The organism is Arthrobacter sp. OV608 (genome assembly GCA_900110595.1).
Lineage (GTDB): Bacteria > Actinomycetota > Actinomycetes > Actinomycetales > Micrococcaceae > Arthrobacter.
Genome location: FOEZ01000004.1, coordinates 272,243 through 285,581, shown reverse-complemented (window position 1 = coordinate 285,581; position 13,339 = coordinate 272,243). Strand labels below are relative to the sequence as shown.

The 13,339-nt window shown below is 64.5% G+C and carries 11 protein-coding genes; 3 read left to right on the top strand and 8 right to left on the bottom strand.

The genetic code is table 11. The annotated features are described in order from the left end of the window. Positions 1 to 813 (top strand): metal-dependent hydrolase, encoded by an 813-nt coding sequence (locus tag BMX78_RS07850; RefSeq protein WP_091418390.1) that lies wholly within the window; start codon positions 1 to 3, stop codon positions 811 to 813. 555 nt (positions 814 to 1,368) lie between these two features. After that, complete coding sequence (locus BMX78_RS07845) at positions 1,369 to 2,412, top strand: LysM peptidoglycan-binding domain-containing protein (RefSeq protein WP_091418389.1); 1,044 nt, start codon at positions 1,369 to 1,371, stop codon at positions 2,410 to 2,412. A 1,478-nt stretch (positions 2,413 to 3,890) separates the two neighbouring features. Here the strand turns inward: BMX78_RS07845 and BMX78_RS07830 are convergent. From BMX78_RS07830 to nirB, 8 genes are all read right to left on the bottom strand, one after another. Beyond that, positions 3,891 to 4,064 carry a CsbD family protein gene (locus tag BMX78_RS07830; protein WP_091418386.1) on the bottom strand — a complete coding sequence of 58 codons (174 nt, stop codon included), beginning with the start codon at positions 4,062 to 4,064 and terminating at the stop codon, positions 3,891 to 3,893. A gap of 167 nt (positions 4,065 to 4,231) precedes the next feature. Further along, entirely contained in the window at positions 4,232 to 5,137 is a 906-nt protein-coding gene (locus BMX78_RS07825; RefSeq protein ID WP_139204897.1) for a hypothetical protein, read from the bottom strand. Between the two features lie 366 nt (positions 5,138 to 5,503). Then, complete coding sequence (locus BMX78_RS07820; protein ID WP_091418382.1) at positions 5,504 to 5,767, bottom strand: hypothetical protein; 264 nt, start codon at positions 5,765 to 5,767, stop codon at positions 5,504 to 5,506. 52 nt (positions 5,768 to 5,819) lie between these two features. Continuing rightward, complete coding sequence (deoC, locus tag BMX78_RS07815; protein WP_091418380.1) at positions 5,820 to 6,545, bottom strand: deoxyribose-phosphate aldolase; 726 nt, start codon at positions 6,543 to 6,545, stop codon at positions 5,820 to 5,822. 144 nt (positions 6,546 to 6,689) lie between these two features. Further along, positions 6,690 to 7,577, bottom strand: a complete 888-nt coding sequence (locus BMX78_RS07810) for an FAD-dependent oxidoreductase (protein WP_091418379.1) — start codon at positions 7,575 to 7,577, stop codon at positions 6,690 to 6,692. A 254-nt stretch (positions 7,578 to 7,831) separates the two neighbouring features. After that, positions 7,832 to 8,980, bottom strand: coding sequence for a uroporphyrinogen-III synthase (locus tag BMX78_RS07805; RefSeq protein ID WP_091418377.1), 1,149 nt, complete (start codon positions 8,978 to 8,980; stop codon positions 7,832 to 7,834). A gap of 14 nt (positions 8,981 to 8,994) precedes the next feature. Beyond that, positions 8,995 to 10,029 carry a uroporphyrinogen-III C-methyltransferase gene (gene cobA, locus BMX78_RS07800; protein ID WP_091418375.1) on the bottom strand — a complete coding sequence of 345 codons (1,035 nt, stop codon included), beginning with the start codon at positions 10,027 to 10,029 and terminating at the stop codon, positions 8,995 to 8,997. A gap of 2 nt (positions 10,030 to 10,031) precedes the next feature. Beyond that, the gene (gene nirB / locus BMX78_RS07795; protein ID WP_091418374.1) at positions 10,032 to 12,674 is read right to left on the bottom strand and encodes a nitrite reductase large subunit NirB; all 2,643 of its coding nucleotides are present in this window, start codon (positions 12,672 to 12,674) and stop codon (positions 10,032 to 10,034) included. A 268-nt stretch (positions 12,675 to 12,942) separates the two neighbouring features. On the opposite strand from nirB, the gene nirD reads away from it, so the two are divergent. Next, on the top strand, positions 12,943 to 13,329 hold the full coding sequence (gene nirD, locus BMX78_RS07790; protein ID WP_091418372.1) for a nitrite reductase small subunit NirD: 387 nt from the start codon (positions 12,943 to 12,945) through the stop codon (positions 13,327 to 13,329). Positions 13,330 to 13,339 lie beyond the last annotated feature (10 nt).

The window sequence follows — 13,339 nt, the reverse complement described above, 5'->3', positions numbered from 1 at the left end:
ATGGGAGGACATCACGCCGCGTCGGGAGCCGCGGCGTGGGTAGCTATTGCCTCAACGGGGCCGTACACCCTTGGCTGGTATCCGCTGGACGCCACCGGGATCCTGATCGGCGGGATGGCGACGGCGGGCACCGCCCTGGTCTGCGACTGGGACCACCGGCACAGCACGGTAGCGAATGCCCTGCCGCCGCTGTCGAATCTGATCGCCGTCGGAATTGAAAATGCCAGCGGCGGGCACCGGCAGGGGACGCACTCCGTCCTCGGAGCCGCCTTCTTTGTGCTGCTGGCCACCTTGGCCGGTCAGTTCCAGCTGCAGACCCAGTGGGGCCTGCTGTCCGTGGGCGCCGGACTGCTGTGCATGTTTATGATCAACATCGCGGCCAAGGCGCTCAAGCTGTTCCCGAAGGCGGGGTTCATCAGCAACTGGATCTTCGCGCTGACCATGGCCGGGCTTGTCACCTGGTTCGCACCGGACCAGTGGACCTGGCTGCCCGTCTCGATGCTCACGGGCGTGCTTGTGCACATTGTGGGGGACCTCATCACCACCAACGGGGTGCCCCTTCTGTGGCCGCTGGTGATCCGGCCGCCCAAGGTGCTGCGCCGGCTGCCGCTGCTGCGCCAGGTGTGGCGGCCCAACGGCGCACTGTCCCTGCCATTGCTCGGCCGGGCGGGGTCCAAGCGCGAATGGCTGCTGCTCATTCCCGTGAGCGCGTACGCAATGGTGGGGTTGTGCGTGGCCGGCTGGGCGATAGCCCGGACCCACTGGACCAGCGTGGCGGCGGCAGCCGAAGCCTGGACCCGCATCTGGTTCTAATGTCGTTTTCAGAAGCCGGCCGCACATAATCCGGCTGAATTCCGGGGGTTTGCGCAGGCGGGTTTTGATGAGTGGCTGGCTGGGACCGCGATGCCTCTCGAAACCTGGGGGATTCGGGGCGCTGAGGTTATGAGACATCCAGATGGGGAACGGATTACTGCCGTTTTCCTCAGCCGGAACCCCTCCAACGACCACGACGGATTGCCCTGAAATGCACATCCGAAATGCTCCAAGTCGCCTGCCCCGACGCTCTAAATCTGTCCGCCGCACGGGCGGGCGTGGCGAAATCCCCGGTGTAAGACAGAGGGTCCCATGCGCCATGTTAAGGAATGGCGACGCCATTGTCAGTTTCCGAAGTCGACTGCACAGAATGTCCGAAGTCATCTGCACAGCCCGTCAAAGGAATGAAAGGTCTATTGGGTATATAAGAAACAGTCCCGCATACGGCTGGCAGCAGGGACGGCCGCTACTGCGGCTCACGGTTTATCCACTAGGCTCGCTTTTGGTCCATTCTGGGCCTTGACTCGGCTACGCCGGACTTATGGGGGCATATCCATGGTGGGAACTGGCAATACAGCAAAGACGACGACTGGCCTGCCCGCGGTTCGGCCAGCGCTGCTTGTTGTGCTGTCGCTGGGACTGGCAGGGTGCACTTACGCGGATGCTCCAACCCAGGCGGAACCGGCCGCCCAGACCACCCCCGCTGCAGTTGCGTCGTCCGCTGCGAAGCCTGCCCTGAGTGGAGAAACCGTGCGGGACTCGTTTGGCAACGCGGACTTCTACACCACCGTTCCAGGAGACACCCTCCCGGCCGTGGCGGCGGCGTACAAGCTATCCGAGGCGAAAGTCGCCGCGTTCAACGGACTCCAGCCAGGAACTCCCCTCACTCCGGACACACGGCTCCGGCTGATTCCGACCGGTCCCATGCCGGGTGCCAAGGGGGCTGCAACGGTTGACGCAAACGGCATTCCAACGGGTTACACAATAGAGCCCGAAGACAGCCTGGCCGGCATCACCTACCGGTTCAACCTGACCTCTGAGCAGTTGGCGGAAGCGAACAAGGTCCCGTTCACCTACGAAAAGGGAAACGTCTTCTTCATCCAGGCCGGCAAGGTCATCCAGCTGCAGAAGAAGCCGGTAGACAGCAGGTCCGGCTCGGGTGCCTCGGTCAACAACTCATTCGGCCAGACGGTCTTCTACACCACGGTGGACGGTGACTCGTTCGACAGCCTTGGCTACAAGTTCCGCTCAACCACGGCACAGATCCTGCTGTACAACCCCTCGCTGTCGGCGGATCAGCCCATCCATGCCGGCACGAAGGTTCGACTGATACCCGGCGAACTGACCATCGAGGGCGCCCAGGGAACGTTCACCACCGATGCCCAAAATATTCCGCTGACCTATACCACCGCCCCAGGGGACACCGAGCGGCAAGTTTCGTTTCGATTCGGCGTGACTGACCTGCGCTCGGCCAATCGTCCGAGCACGGGCACGGCCGGGTCTTGGTATGAATACACAGACCTGCCCAATGGCGAACTTGCGCCAGGGCAGACCATCAGCGTGGCGCTGGACAAGCCCATCAACAGACCCGGGAGCTGACATCCGCCCCGCGGACTCCGGCAGGCATACGAATTGTCGTCATCGCGTAATCCTGTCACTACTCCAGGGCCGTCCGACTAACGTGCACCAACAGTGCGGTGATCGACCGGCTAGCGGGCGCTGGCGGAGCCACCTAGTAGCGCCTGCCAGTCCGGTGGTTCTAGGTGCTCAGATTGAGACCTGGAAACCCCGATATTTTGTTGCCCGCGTGTATGGTCGGTTCATGGACGCAAGTGCAGCGTATCGATCACAGCGGTTGTGGCCTTGGGCGATGGCGATCCTGGGCGTAATCGTCTTAAACGCCTTCTTCATCGGATCAGGGGGAGGTGAGTGCTTTGACTACGTTGTTGAGTCGGGCGCCATCGGTACCTGCACTAGTGGTCCGATGCTCGGGATCGAAGGGACATGGATCTTGGGCGTCGTGAGCGCGGGGGCCGTCGTTTACTTCGCACGTTGCGTCGTGCGCATAGTTAGCGCCCGAGGGACTAGGGAAGAACATCTCTAGCAATCACGTGTGGGACATCGTTCAGCGAGCCGGCTGTTGGCGGCACAAACGGACCCCATGCGCATCTATCCTGCGTATTCCGGGTAAGGATCCTCTACCGGCACAAACCGCCTATCCAGCGACAACGAAGCCAGTTATTGAAGGTCTTAGCCCCAGATGCGCCAAGGGCTTTGACGCGGGCTTATTGGCGAGTGCCCGGACTGCGGCGAGATCCCCACGGCGCGCTAAAACAGCGGCTGGTGGACCCAGCGTCCCCAGCCCCTTACATTCCAGGCAATACGTATACGGGGGAGGACTTCCGCGGTCCTTGTAGCGAAATGGGGCCGCGATTAGTACCAGTACCGTCTTCCGGCAAGGGGTCGTCCGATTGCACCGAGCACGAAAAGCACGAGTCCAATAACAACCAGAATCCACCCAATCGTTATCAGTATTCCAATGCCGAAAATATAACCGAGGATTAGTAGAACAACTCCGAGTGAAAGCACCTTAGTCCTTACCTTCCCAAATATTCGGACCAACCCTAGGCTGCAAGACGGTTGCTTGCGGTCGTCCCATTCGTACCACACCGGGTTCTCCAGGGGAACAGGAACCTTGTACAGGTGTGCCACGCACTTTGAGTGCAGGAAATGCCGGCTACATCGATAGAGCTGCGATGCCTACGGCAGAAGCCGTCCCCCCACCCATAAGCCGGCTCCCAGTCGCCCGCCACAGATTTCCGGCAGCACTCATCCCGCCCCACCACACTGTTGCTGGCCATAGTCCCTGCCATTCATTTATGCGGATTTGCGAGCTCCAGCGTCCTCGCAAACGATTGGCGCTGGGGCAATCTCGGCGAGGAACACCAGGCCGATTGCCGCTAACGGGGTGCATGCCGAAAGTCTAGGACTGTGCCGCGCGGGGTTTGAGGCGCAGCAAAATGAGGGCACGAAAAAGGTGCGCCCCGTTCGCTGAGCGCACCCTTTCGTAAAATCATTCAGTCTTTGAAGGCGTCTTTGACCTTTTCGCCGGCCTGCTTCACGTCGCCTTTGGCCTGGTCCGTCTGGCCTTCAGCCTTCAGGCTGTCATCGCCTGTGGCGTTACCGGCCGCTTCCTTGCCCTTGCCGCCAGCCTTCTCGGCAGCGTTCTCAATCTTGTCGCCTAGTCCCATGGTGTTTCCTCCTCTGGTTGGCAGCCGTTCGCATTCGGCTACACCCATACTAAGCATGCTTAGGATTGATCGCGCAAGTCGGACGAGCCGACTTGCATCCGTCAGTTGATGTGCACAGCCGCAGCGCGAGACGCTCGGTCAGGTGTCGCTGGGCCGTCGACGGGCAGTTATCGGTGACCAAGCAGATGCCTTTTCCAAGTTAATCGCTTGAGATCCTTCAGGCAGCGGCAGGACATCCCTGGGGCGAACTCTGTCCATGCCGGGTTTGCCGTGCCGGGATCAACGGTGGCAAGGAGTGCTCGGACTTCTTCTCCGCCGGTTGAGTCGGGGCCATGGCCAGCTTCCGGGGAGCTGATTTCCGCGATCTTCTCCCCGGCTTCCCGGAAGAGCGTACCGCGGACGAATCGTCCATTTTCAGATTCGAGGATCAGATAGGTGGCGTCCTCATAGGCAGCCAGAACAAGACGGGCGAGCAGCGAGACCTTGGACATCCCCAGTGCCGCGGACGCTTGGTCAAGCATCTGTCCGGTAGCAGTGATGGCCTGCCTGACTTCGTCATTGTCGAGCCGGCCAGGAATCATCTGCAACTCGGGGAAGCCGTGATCGCGCGTCCATTCCCACGCCGCGTCTTCGATACCCGCCCAGTCGTACCCGGGGGAGTTCTTCAGCTTCATGATCGGCCAGCCGCGCCCGTAGAGATTTGTCTCTGCCCAGAATTGAATTGCCTTCACGGTTGCCCAAGGAAGGCTGTAGGCCCATTCCGGGTGATCCTCGCCGGTCTGGTAGTTGTAGCATCTCGCCGCTAAATAGATCTGCACCAAATGCCTGGGCTCGAGCGCCCCGGTCAGGATCTCATCCACCGGGGTGAACGTGTACTCCGGCTCGGCACGTTCTTCCTGATAGTGGTCTGAGACCGCCACGATGTTGAAGTGGGACAATGCTTCCCCGATCGATTGTGCTGTGGCAGTGTCCTCGTAGTCGAAGAAAAGGTCCGGCATTCTGCCGTTTCGGATCCTTCGCGCGGCGGTCGCCAAGAGGTCAATCAGATCGGTGCCGACAATAAATGAGCTCAAAGCGGTCCCCCTGTCTTGCGAGCCGCGGCCGGCCCGGTTTCCGCAGCATATCCACCGCAAATTAGTCCTGAATAGGTTGGGACGGCTTGGAGAATCATTGTTCACTGGCCGCCAGTAGGCCGATCCACTTCCGGGCCAGGAACGGTTGTGCCGACGACTTCTGACATTCCGTGCGGACGACTTCGGAAAACGACTTTTTTCCCACGCCTAATGACACTTGTGCAGAGGACTTCTGACATTCTGTGCGGTCAGCTTCTGAAAATGACGTCTAATCCCGCAAACACCCGGTGCCAGCCTGCCAGCGCGTGCGCCAAATGCAAGAGACCCCCTGGACATCGTCCAGGGGGTCTCTTGTCTGCTGTGGGATTAGTGCTCGCCGGCGGAGTCCGAGCGGCCCAGGATGGTCTGCGGGATCCAGTACGCCAGGGCGAACAGCGCCAGGCAAACAGCCATGGGCCACGGGTTGCCGAGCGTCAGGAAGGACAGGGAATAGATGGCGCCGAGGAACAGGGCCATGCAGACCACAAAGAGGATGATGCTGGTGCCGAGCTTGTTCTCGTTCTGCGGGGTCCGGAGTTCCCCTTCGTGAGACGCCGGGCCGTGGCTGGAAGCCGTGATCTTGCTGGACATTCATTCCTCCTTGGCCGCGGGGGCCTTCAATCTGTGGCGGCTCCGGTTGCCGTCAGTAGGAGGATGAACCCTGTTCACCCTTGACGATGGCGATGCCGGAGCTGGCACCAATACGTGTTGCACCTGCTGCAATCATAGCCTGCGCGTCCTCGAGGGAACGCACGCCGCCGGAGGCCTTGACGCCAAGGCCGGGACCTACCGTGCGGCGCATCAGGGCGATGTCCTCGGCGGTGGCGCCTCCGCCGTTGAAGCCGGTGGAGGTCTTGACGAAATCGGCGCCGGCTTCCACGGCGGCCTCACACGCGAGAACCTTCTGGCTGTCCGTGAGCAGCGCCGTTTCGATGATGACCTTCAGGATGGCACCGCTGGCGTGGACAGCCTCCGCCACCGACGTGATGTCCTCAACCAGCGCGCCCTTGTCCCCGGCCCGGGCGGCTGCGATGTTGATGACCATATCCACTTCGTCGGCGCCGTCCAGCACCGCCCCGCGGGCCTCGAACGTCTTGACGTCCGTGGGCGTGGCGCCCAGCGGGAAACCCACCACGGAGCAAGTGAGGACGCCGGAACCCTTCAGGGCCTTCTTCACGGTCTTGACCCAGATGGGGTTCACGCACACGGACTTGAAGCGGTATTCAGCGGCTTCGGCACACACTTTGAGGACGTCGGACTCACCAGCTTCCGGCTTCAGCAGCGTGTGGTCGATGAATGACGCGATGCTGCCGGAGTCCGGGGCGCCGGATGCGGCTGTTTGAACGGAAGGGGTGGCTTCGTTGCTCATGATGGTCCTCTCGAAGGGGCCGATAGGCCAGGGCGTTGTGACGCCCTGCCTCGTTTCGGAACCATCTTGCCACAGAGCAACGCGGGGTCACTTCCGGCCCTATGCGGACGGATTATCGGGCCGTAAGTGACCGCGCGTTGCTGCTCAGGCGGCGGCCGGCAGTGCGGAGGGTGCGGAAGGAGCGGGAGGAGCGGACGGAGCGGATGCGGCAGTGAGCAGCTGCGTGGCGCAGGCGCCCGCTGCGGAAGCCGCGGCGACCAGCAGGCCCAGCCGGACGCCGTCGAACGCTGCCGCATCGCCGAGGGCCCAGATTCCCGGGACGGACGTCCGGAAGTCCTTGCTGATGACAATCCCGCCGCTGGCCGCTGTCTGCAGTCCCGCGCTGGCAGCCAGCCCGTCCCGGGACACCCGCTCCTCGGCCAGGACCACCAGGTCGCCGTACATGCTGCTGCCGTCTTCGAAGACCACACCGGAAGCCGCGAAGCCTGACTCTGAAGCATGGGGCATAACGGCGGCCGGCCGGGCCGTAGTGCGGATGGGCCGCACGCCCCTGGCACGGAGCACGGCTTCAGCCTGGCCGGCCGCGGCACCCGTGCCCACCAGGATCCCCAGCGGCCGCCGGCCCAGTTCCCGGGTGACTTCGCTGACAGCCTCGCCGATGCGGGCGGCGTCGTCGATGGTGGAGTAGCTCAGGCAGCGGCTGGCGCCCTCCACCGGGCTGGCCACCGGTGCGGATCCGGTGGCGATGACCAGCTGGTCGTAGCTGAATTCCATGCCGTCCGCCGTTGCCACCGTCCGGTTCTCCGGGTCAATGTGGCTGGCCGGCTGGCCAAACCGCACCGAGACCTGGGGGAGCAGCGCCAGCTCCAGCAGCTCCTCGGGAGTGTCGTCCCGGTTGCTCAGCACCGTGATGGTTCCCGTGAACCGTGCACGGTTGAGCTGGCTGACCAGAGCCTGGGCGGCAGGTCCTGCCCCCGCAATGACGATGCGGGTGGCGGGAACAGTGGAGGTGGAGGGTGCCGGAGCGGACATGTGCTGGCCCTTTCGCTGGCGGCCGGTGAACGGCCGGAACTTCGTGATGGACCCAGCGTAGGACCCTGCTTTTTCCGGGGTGTTTCCCCTCAGTTGCCGTTTAGCGGGTCCGTGTTCGCCAGTTTTTACCGGCCGGTAACAGAACCCGTGACGTGCCTCTCATCCAGGCAGAAACGGACACATTCGACGTGCACCCGCCATGTACAAAGTGCCCGGGGCAATGCCCGGGCACTTTGAGCGGTGCACCGCAGGCACTAGACGCGGATACGGTAGCCGCGCTTCACCACAGTTTCCACGAGGCGGCCGTCGGGCAGCGAAGAACGGAGCCGGCTCACGGTCATGTCCAGCGCGTGGACCGAACCTCGGAGTTCCAGCAGGTCGGACAGGGATTCGCGGGACAGGACCGCGCCGCCGGCACCCAGCAGCGCCCGGAGGAGCAGCAGCGGAGCGGGCGCCAGTTCCACCGGCTGGCCATCGATGCGCAGGCTCCTGCCGCGCAGCTCGATCTTGCCGGACCTGGTGTCCAGCCGCCGGACATGGTTCAGTGCGAGGTGCTCGCACACCAGCCTGATCAAGGCGCCCATCCGGAAGCGTTCCGGGATCAGGGGTGTGATGCCGGCGTCCAGCAGCGGCTGCGCGGTCACCGGACCCACCACGGCCGTGGTCACGTTCGTCTTCAGGCTCTCGATCAGCTGCTTGTAGACGCCCATCTCATGGGCAGTGCTCCACAGGGCGTCGACAGCAGGCGCGCTGGTGAAGGTCAGGACGTCCAGGTTTCCACTGCACACCGCCTCGATGAGGCGGGGAAGCTTGTCCTCGCCGTCGGGCTTCACCCAGCGGTATGGGGTGACCGTCAGGACGGTGGCGCCGGACATGCGCAGGCGCTCCAGCTGCCGGACATCCGTGTACCCGTGCAGCTGCACGGCCACGGTCTTGCCGCGGACGCCCTCGGTGAGCAGCATGTCCACCAGCGTTGCGGTGGTTTCGTCGCTGCTGATTCCGACGTCGGCAAGGCCGGCCGCGCGCACGGCACCGCGGGCTTTGGGGCCGCGGACGAACATCCGGCACGCTCCGAGGGTTTCCAGCAGCTCGTCGCCGATGCCGAAGGAATCCGCGGCTTCGCACCAGCGGCGCATGCCGTAAGCGGTGGTGGCGATGCACAGGTCCGGCTTGGCCGCGATGATGGCGCGGGTGTCGTCGATGAGGCGCATGTCCTCCTGCACCGGGGCGATCTTCAGGGCGGGGGCGTGCAGTACCTCAGCGCCGCGGCGTTCGAGGGCCTCGATCAGGTCCTGGGACCGCCGGTCCGAGGTGACACCGATGCGGAAACCCTCCAGCGGTGCTTCGGCTGCCTCTGGCGTTTCCTCGACCTGGGGTGCTTCGGCCGGTGCAAGAGCATTCATGGAGGTCAATCCTTTCACGAGCCCAGCAGCGAGGCCGCCAGCCTGTCCAGGTCGGCGGCGGCCTCAGCATGCCCGCGGTTGGCTTCCGCCACCCGCACCACCTCGCCGATGACCAGCACAGCCGGGTTGCTGCAGCCGGCGGCCGCAGTGGTGATGCTGCCGAGGTCCGCGATGGTGGTGCGCTGTCCGGGCCGGTAGCCACGTTCAACAACGGCCATGGGCATGTCCGTGCGCATTCCTGCCCGGCGGAGGCCTGCGGCAAGCTGGTGCAGGGTGCCGATGCCCATCAGCACAACGATGGTTCCGCCCAGTCCGGCCAGGTGCTGGTGCTCCTTTTCGGTCAGCGGGGCGTGCCCGGAGACCACGGTGAACATGTGGCTCACTTCGCGGTGGGTGACCGGGATTCCGGCCGCCGCGGGGACGGAGATGGCGCTGGTGACACCCGAAATGACGCGGACCGGGACGCCGGCTGCCACGCAGGAGGCGACCTCCTCGCCGCCGCGGCCAAAGACGTACGGATCGCCGCCTTTGAGCCGCACCACGTTGTTGCCCGCGAGGGCGCTTTCCACCATGAGCTTTTCGATGTCGGCCTGGCCGACTTTGTGGTGCCCGGGCTTCTTGCCCACATCCACGAGTTCGGCCGAGGTCAGCTGCGGCAGGTCCTGGCAGGGGGCCAGCCGGTCATAAAAGACGACGTCGGCATCGCGCAGCGCCTTGATGGCGCCCACAGTGAGCAGTTCGGTGGTTCCGGGTCCGCCGCCCACGAGGGTGACGTGGCCGACCGGTCCGGCAGCAGGTTCCACGGCCACGGGGATGCCGGCTGCACGGCACCGGTCCAGCAGCGGCTCCCAGCCCGGCTGGCCGTCGTCGACCGCTGCCACCAGGAAGGGGCGCTCGGGCAGGGGGCCGTCATGGCCTGCGCCCTGCGGGGTGCTGAGGCGGTAGACCACGGCGCCGGCCGCCTGGTAGCGGCGCACCGCCTGCCGGGCTGCGTGGTCCGAGCCGGCCACGAGGACGTCGCGGCCGGTGAGGTCGATGCTGAGCTGCATGTCTATGCCTCGTTCCTGACGGGTTCCGGCGAGCCGGGACGGACCGGGATGGATGCCCCGATCAGGACTTTGCCCTTCTCCTCCGGGGTGGCGGGGCGCATCTGGCCGCGCTCGTCCGGAACGAAGGTGATGGAGTCATCCTTCTGGTCGGGGGCGTTGACGAAGGAGCGGAACCGGCGCAGGCGCTCGGGGTCCTTGAGGGTGTCTGCCCATTCGTCGATGTAGGTGTCAACGTGCTTGGCCATGGCCGCCTCGAGGTCCGCGGCGATGCCCAGGGTGTCCTTGACCACCACGTCCTCGACGTGTTTGATGCCGCCGTCGAGCTCCTCCTGCCAGCGCGCCGTGCGCTGGAGGCGGTCCGCAGTGCGGATGTAGTACATGAAGTAGCGGTCGATGTACTTGATCAGCGTTTCGTCGTCGAGGTCCTTGGCCAGGAGCTGGGCGTGGGCGGGGGTGGCGCCGCCGTTGCCGCCGACGTACAGGTTCCAGCCGTCGGCGGTGGCGATCACGCCCACGTCCTTGCCGCGGGCCTCGGCGCATTCACGGGCACAGCCGGAGACCCCCATTTTGAGCTTGTGCGGGCTGCGCAGGCCGCGGTACCGCAGTTCCAGCTGGATCGCCATGGCCACCGAGTCCTGCACGCCGAACCGGCACCAGGTGGAGCCGACGCAGGACTTCACGGTGCGCAGGCTCTTGCCGTAGGCCTGGCCGGATTCGAAGCCGGCGTCCACCAGTTCCTTCCAGATCTCCGGGAGCTGTTCCAGGCGGGCACCGAACATGTCGATCCGCTGGCCGCCGGTGATCTTGGTGTACAGGTTGTACTTTTCGGCCACTGCCGCGATGACGCCCAGCTTCCTGGGGGTGATCTCGCCGCCGGCGATGCGGGGGACCACCGAGTAGGTGCCGTCCTTCTGCATGTTGGCCAGGGCGCGGTCGTTGGTGTCCTGCAGGGTGCCGCGGCCGGCATCGAGCACGTAGGCGCTGTTCTGGCTGGCCAGGATGTTGGCGATGGTGGGCTTGCAGATATCGCAGCCGGCGCCCGTGCCGTACTTGGCCATGATCTCTTCGAAGGAGGTCAGTTCCAGGACACGGATGGCGTCGAACAGTTCCTGGCGGGACAGTTCGATGTGCTCGCAGAGCGCCTTGGACACCTCGACGCCGGACTTGGTCAGTTCAGTTTCGAGCAGTTTCTTCAGCATGGGAACACAGGAACCGCACTGGGTGCCGGCGCGGGTGCAGCCCTTCAGCTCACCGAGCTCCTGGATCGGGGCGTTGCCATCGCAGGCGCCGCAGCCCTTGATGGCGTCGCGGATGGTCCCGGCGGTGACGTTGTTGCAGGAGCAGAGGGTGGCGTCGTCCGGCAGTTCGGTCTCGGGGGCCTCACCGCCGCCGGCCGCGCTGAGGAACGCGCCGGGCTCGGCGGGAAGTTCGCGGCCCAGGAGCGGGCGCAGGCTCATGTACGGAGAGGCGTCGCCGACGAAGATGCCGCCCAGGAGTGTCTTGGCGTCGTCCGTCGTCACGATCTTCTGGTAGACGCCGCGTGCCGGGTCGGCGTAGACGATTTCGAGGGCGTGTTCGGTCTTGGCGAAAGCGTCGCCGAAGCTGGCGACGTCGACGCCGGACAGCTTGAGCTTGGTGGCGGTGTCAAAGCCGGGGAAGGTGGCATCTCCGCCGTGGAGACGGTCGGCAACGATTTCCGCCATCGTGTTGGCGGGGGCCACCAGGCCAAGGCACATGCCGCCATAGTTGGCGACTTCGCCGATGGCCCAGATGCCGTCCACCTCGGTGGCGCAGTAGTCGTTGATGACCACACCGCCGCGCTGGCCCAGGCTGAACACCTGCTCCTCGCCTTCGGCGGCGCGGAACAGTTCATCGCGGGGCCGCACGCCGATGGCGACAATCACGATGTCCGCATCGATGACCCGGCCGTCAGCCATCAGGACGCCGGTGACCTGGCCGTCGTCGTCCGACAATACTTCCGACGGGAAGACGCCGCCGTGGACCTCAAAGCCCTTGGACTTGATGAGCCGGCCCATGGCCTGGCCCGCGCCTTCGTCCAGCTGCGTGGCCATCAGCCACTGGGAACCGTCAATAACAATGGGGTTGGCGCCAAGTTGTTCGGTGCCGGCCGCGGACTCGAGCCCGAGGAGGCCACCACCGATGGTCACCGCGTTGACCTTGCGGCCCAGCTTTTCCCTGAGGCCGGTGATTGCCTCGTTGATGGCCCACACGTCCTCGAGGGTGCGGTAGACGTGGGTGTGCTCGGCACCGGGGATGGGCAGGCGCGCTGCGTTTGAGCCGGTGGCCACCACCAGCTCGTCGTATTCGAAAATGTTGCCGGCAGCGGTTTCCACCGTCTTGGCTTCGGCATTGATCTTGACTACCCGCTCACCTGTCTTCAGCTCCAGGGAAGGATGGTCCCACATTGAGGCGGTGCCCAAGGTGAGGTCCACGTCCTTTTCGGTGAGGGCCTTGGACAGCGCCACCCTGTCGTAGGGGAGGTGGGCTTCTTCGGTGAGGACCGTGACATGCCAGCCATCGATGCCGCGGGCATGCATGGCGTCCGCAAAACGGTGGGCCGCTGGGCCGCCGCCGGCGACGACGATGCGGCGCGGAGTCTCTGTGCTTGAAGTCTGTTCGGTCACTGTGGGCCTTTCGCATGGGCCGCAGTGTTTCCTGCAGCCTTCTGGTGACGAGTGTCCATCCAGACTAGGGAGACGCAGTTTCGCTTCAGTTTCCCAATTGTTTCGTCAACTTAACTTCTGCATCACGAACGCATTTCCGGCCGCGTGAGGTGTCTTTTACGCACTGGACACATTCACTGCACCCCTCTGAAACACCCGCGGCCTAGCGTGGAACACGGCCGCAGAGGCAGCCAAAGGCAAGGAAAAACGCACAGGAAGAGGAGCCGACATGACGGCAACACTGGAACTTGGGGCACTCGCAGCAGCCACCGACGAGGTCGCACCGGGCATCACCGCCGGTTGGCACCGCGTCTGCCTTGTGGACGACCTGGAGCCCGCCTGGGGTGAAGCCGCCCTCGTGGCCGGCCGCCAGATTGCCCTTTTCCGCACCGGGCCGGCCGAGGTTTTCGCGGTGGCCCATGAGGACCCGGCCACCGGAGCGCACGTGATGGCCCGGGGGATCCTGGGATCACGCGGGGCGCGTCCCACTATCGCCTCGCCGCTGCACAAAGAGGTCTACGACTTGGAAACCGGGGAATGCTTCAGCACCCCGGGTCTGAGCATCGCAGCGTTCAGCACCCGCGTGGTGGACGGCTTCGTCGAAGTCGAGCTGTAGAAACACTGCC

Bases quoted from the DNA above. Each gene is read 5' to 3' on its own strand.
- BMX78_RS07830 (WP_091418386.1), bottom strand. From the start codon at position 4,064: ATGGGACTAGGCGACAAGATTGAGAACGCTGCCGAGAAGGCTGGCGGC.
- BMX78_RS07810 (WP_091418379.1), bottom strand. From the start codon at position 7,577: ATGTCCGCTCCGGCACCCTCCACCTCCACTGTTCCCGCCACCCGCATC.
- nirD (WP_091418372.1), top strand. From the start codon at position 12,943: ATGACGGCAACACTGGAACTTGGGGCACTCGCAGCAGCCACCGACGAG.
- cobA (WP_091418375.1), bottom strand. From the start codon at position 10,029: ATGCAGCTCAGCATCGACCTCACCGGCCGCGACGTCCTCGTGGCCGGC.
- BMX78_RS07820 (WP_091418382.1), bottom strand. From the start codon at position 5,767: ATGTCCAGCAAGATCACGGCTTCCAGCCACGGCCCGGCGTCTCACGAA.
- BMX78_RS07850 (WP_091418390.1), top strand. From the start codon at position 1: ATGGGAGGACATCACGCCGCGTCGGGAGCCGCGGCGTGGGTAGCTATT.
- deoC (WP_091418380.1), bottom strand. From the start codon at position 6,545: ATGAGCAACGAAGCCACCCCTTCCGTTCAAACAGCCGCATCCGGCGCC.
- BMX78_RS07805 (WP_091418377.1), bottom strand. From the start codon at position 8,980: ATGAATGCTCTTGCACCGGCCGAAGCACCCCAGGTCGAGGAAACGCCA.
- BMX78_RS07845 (WP_091418389.1), top strand. From the start codon at position 1,369: ATGGTGGGAACTGGCAATACAGCAAAGACGACGACTGGCCTGCCCGCG.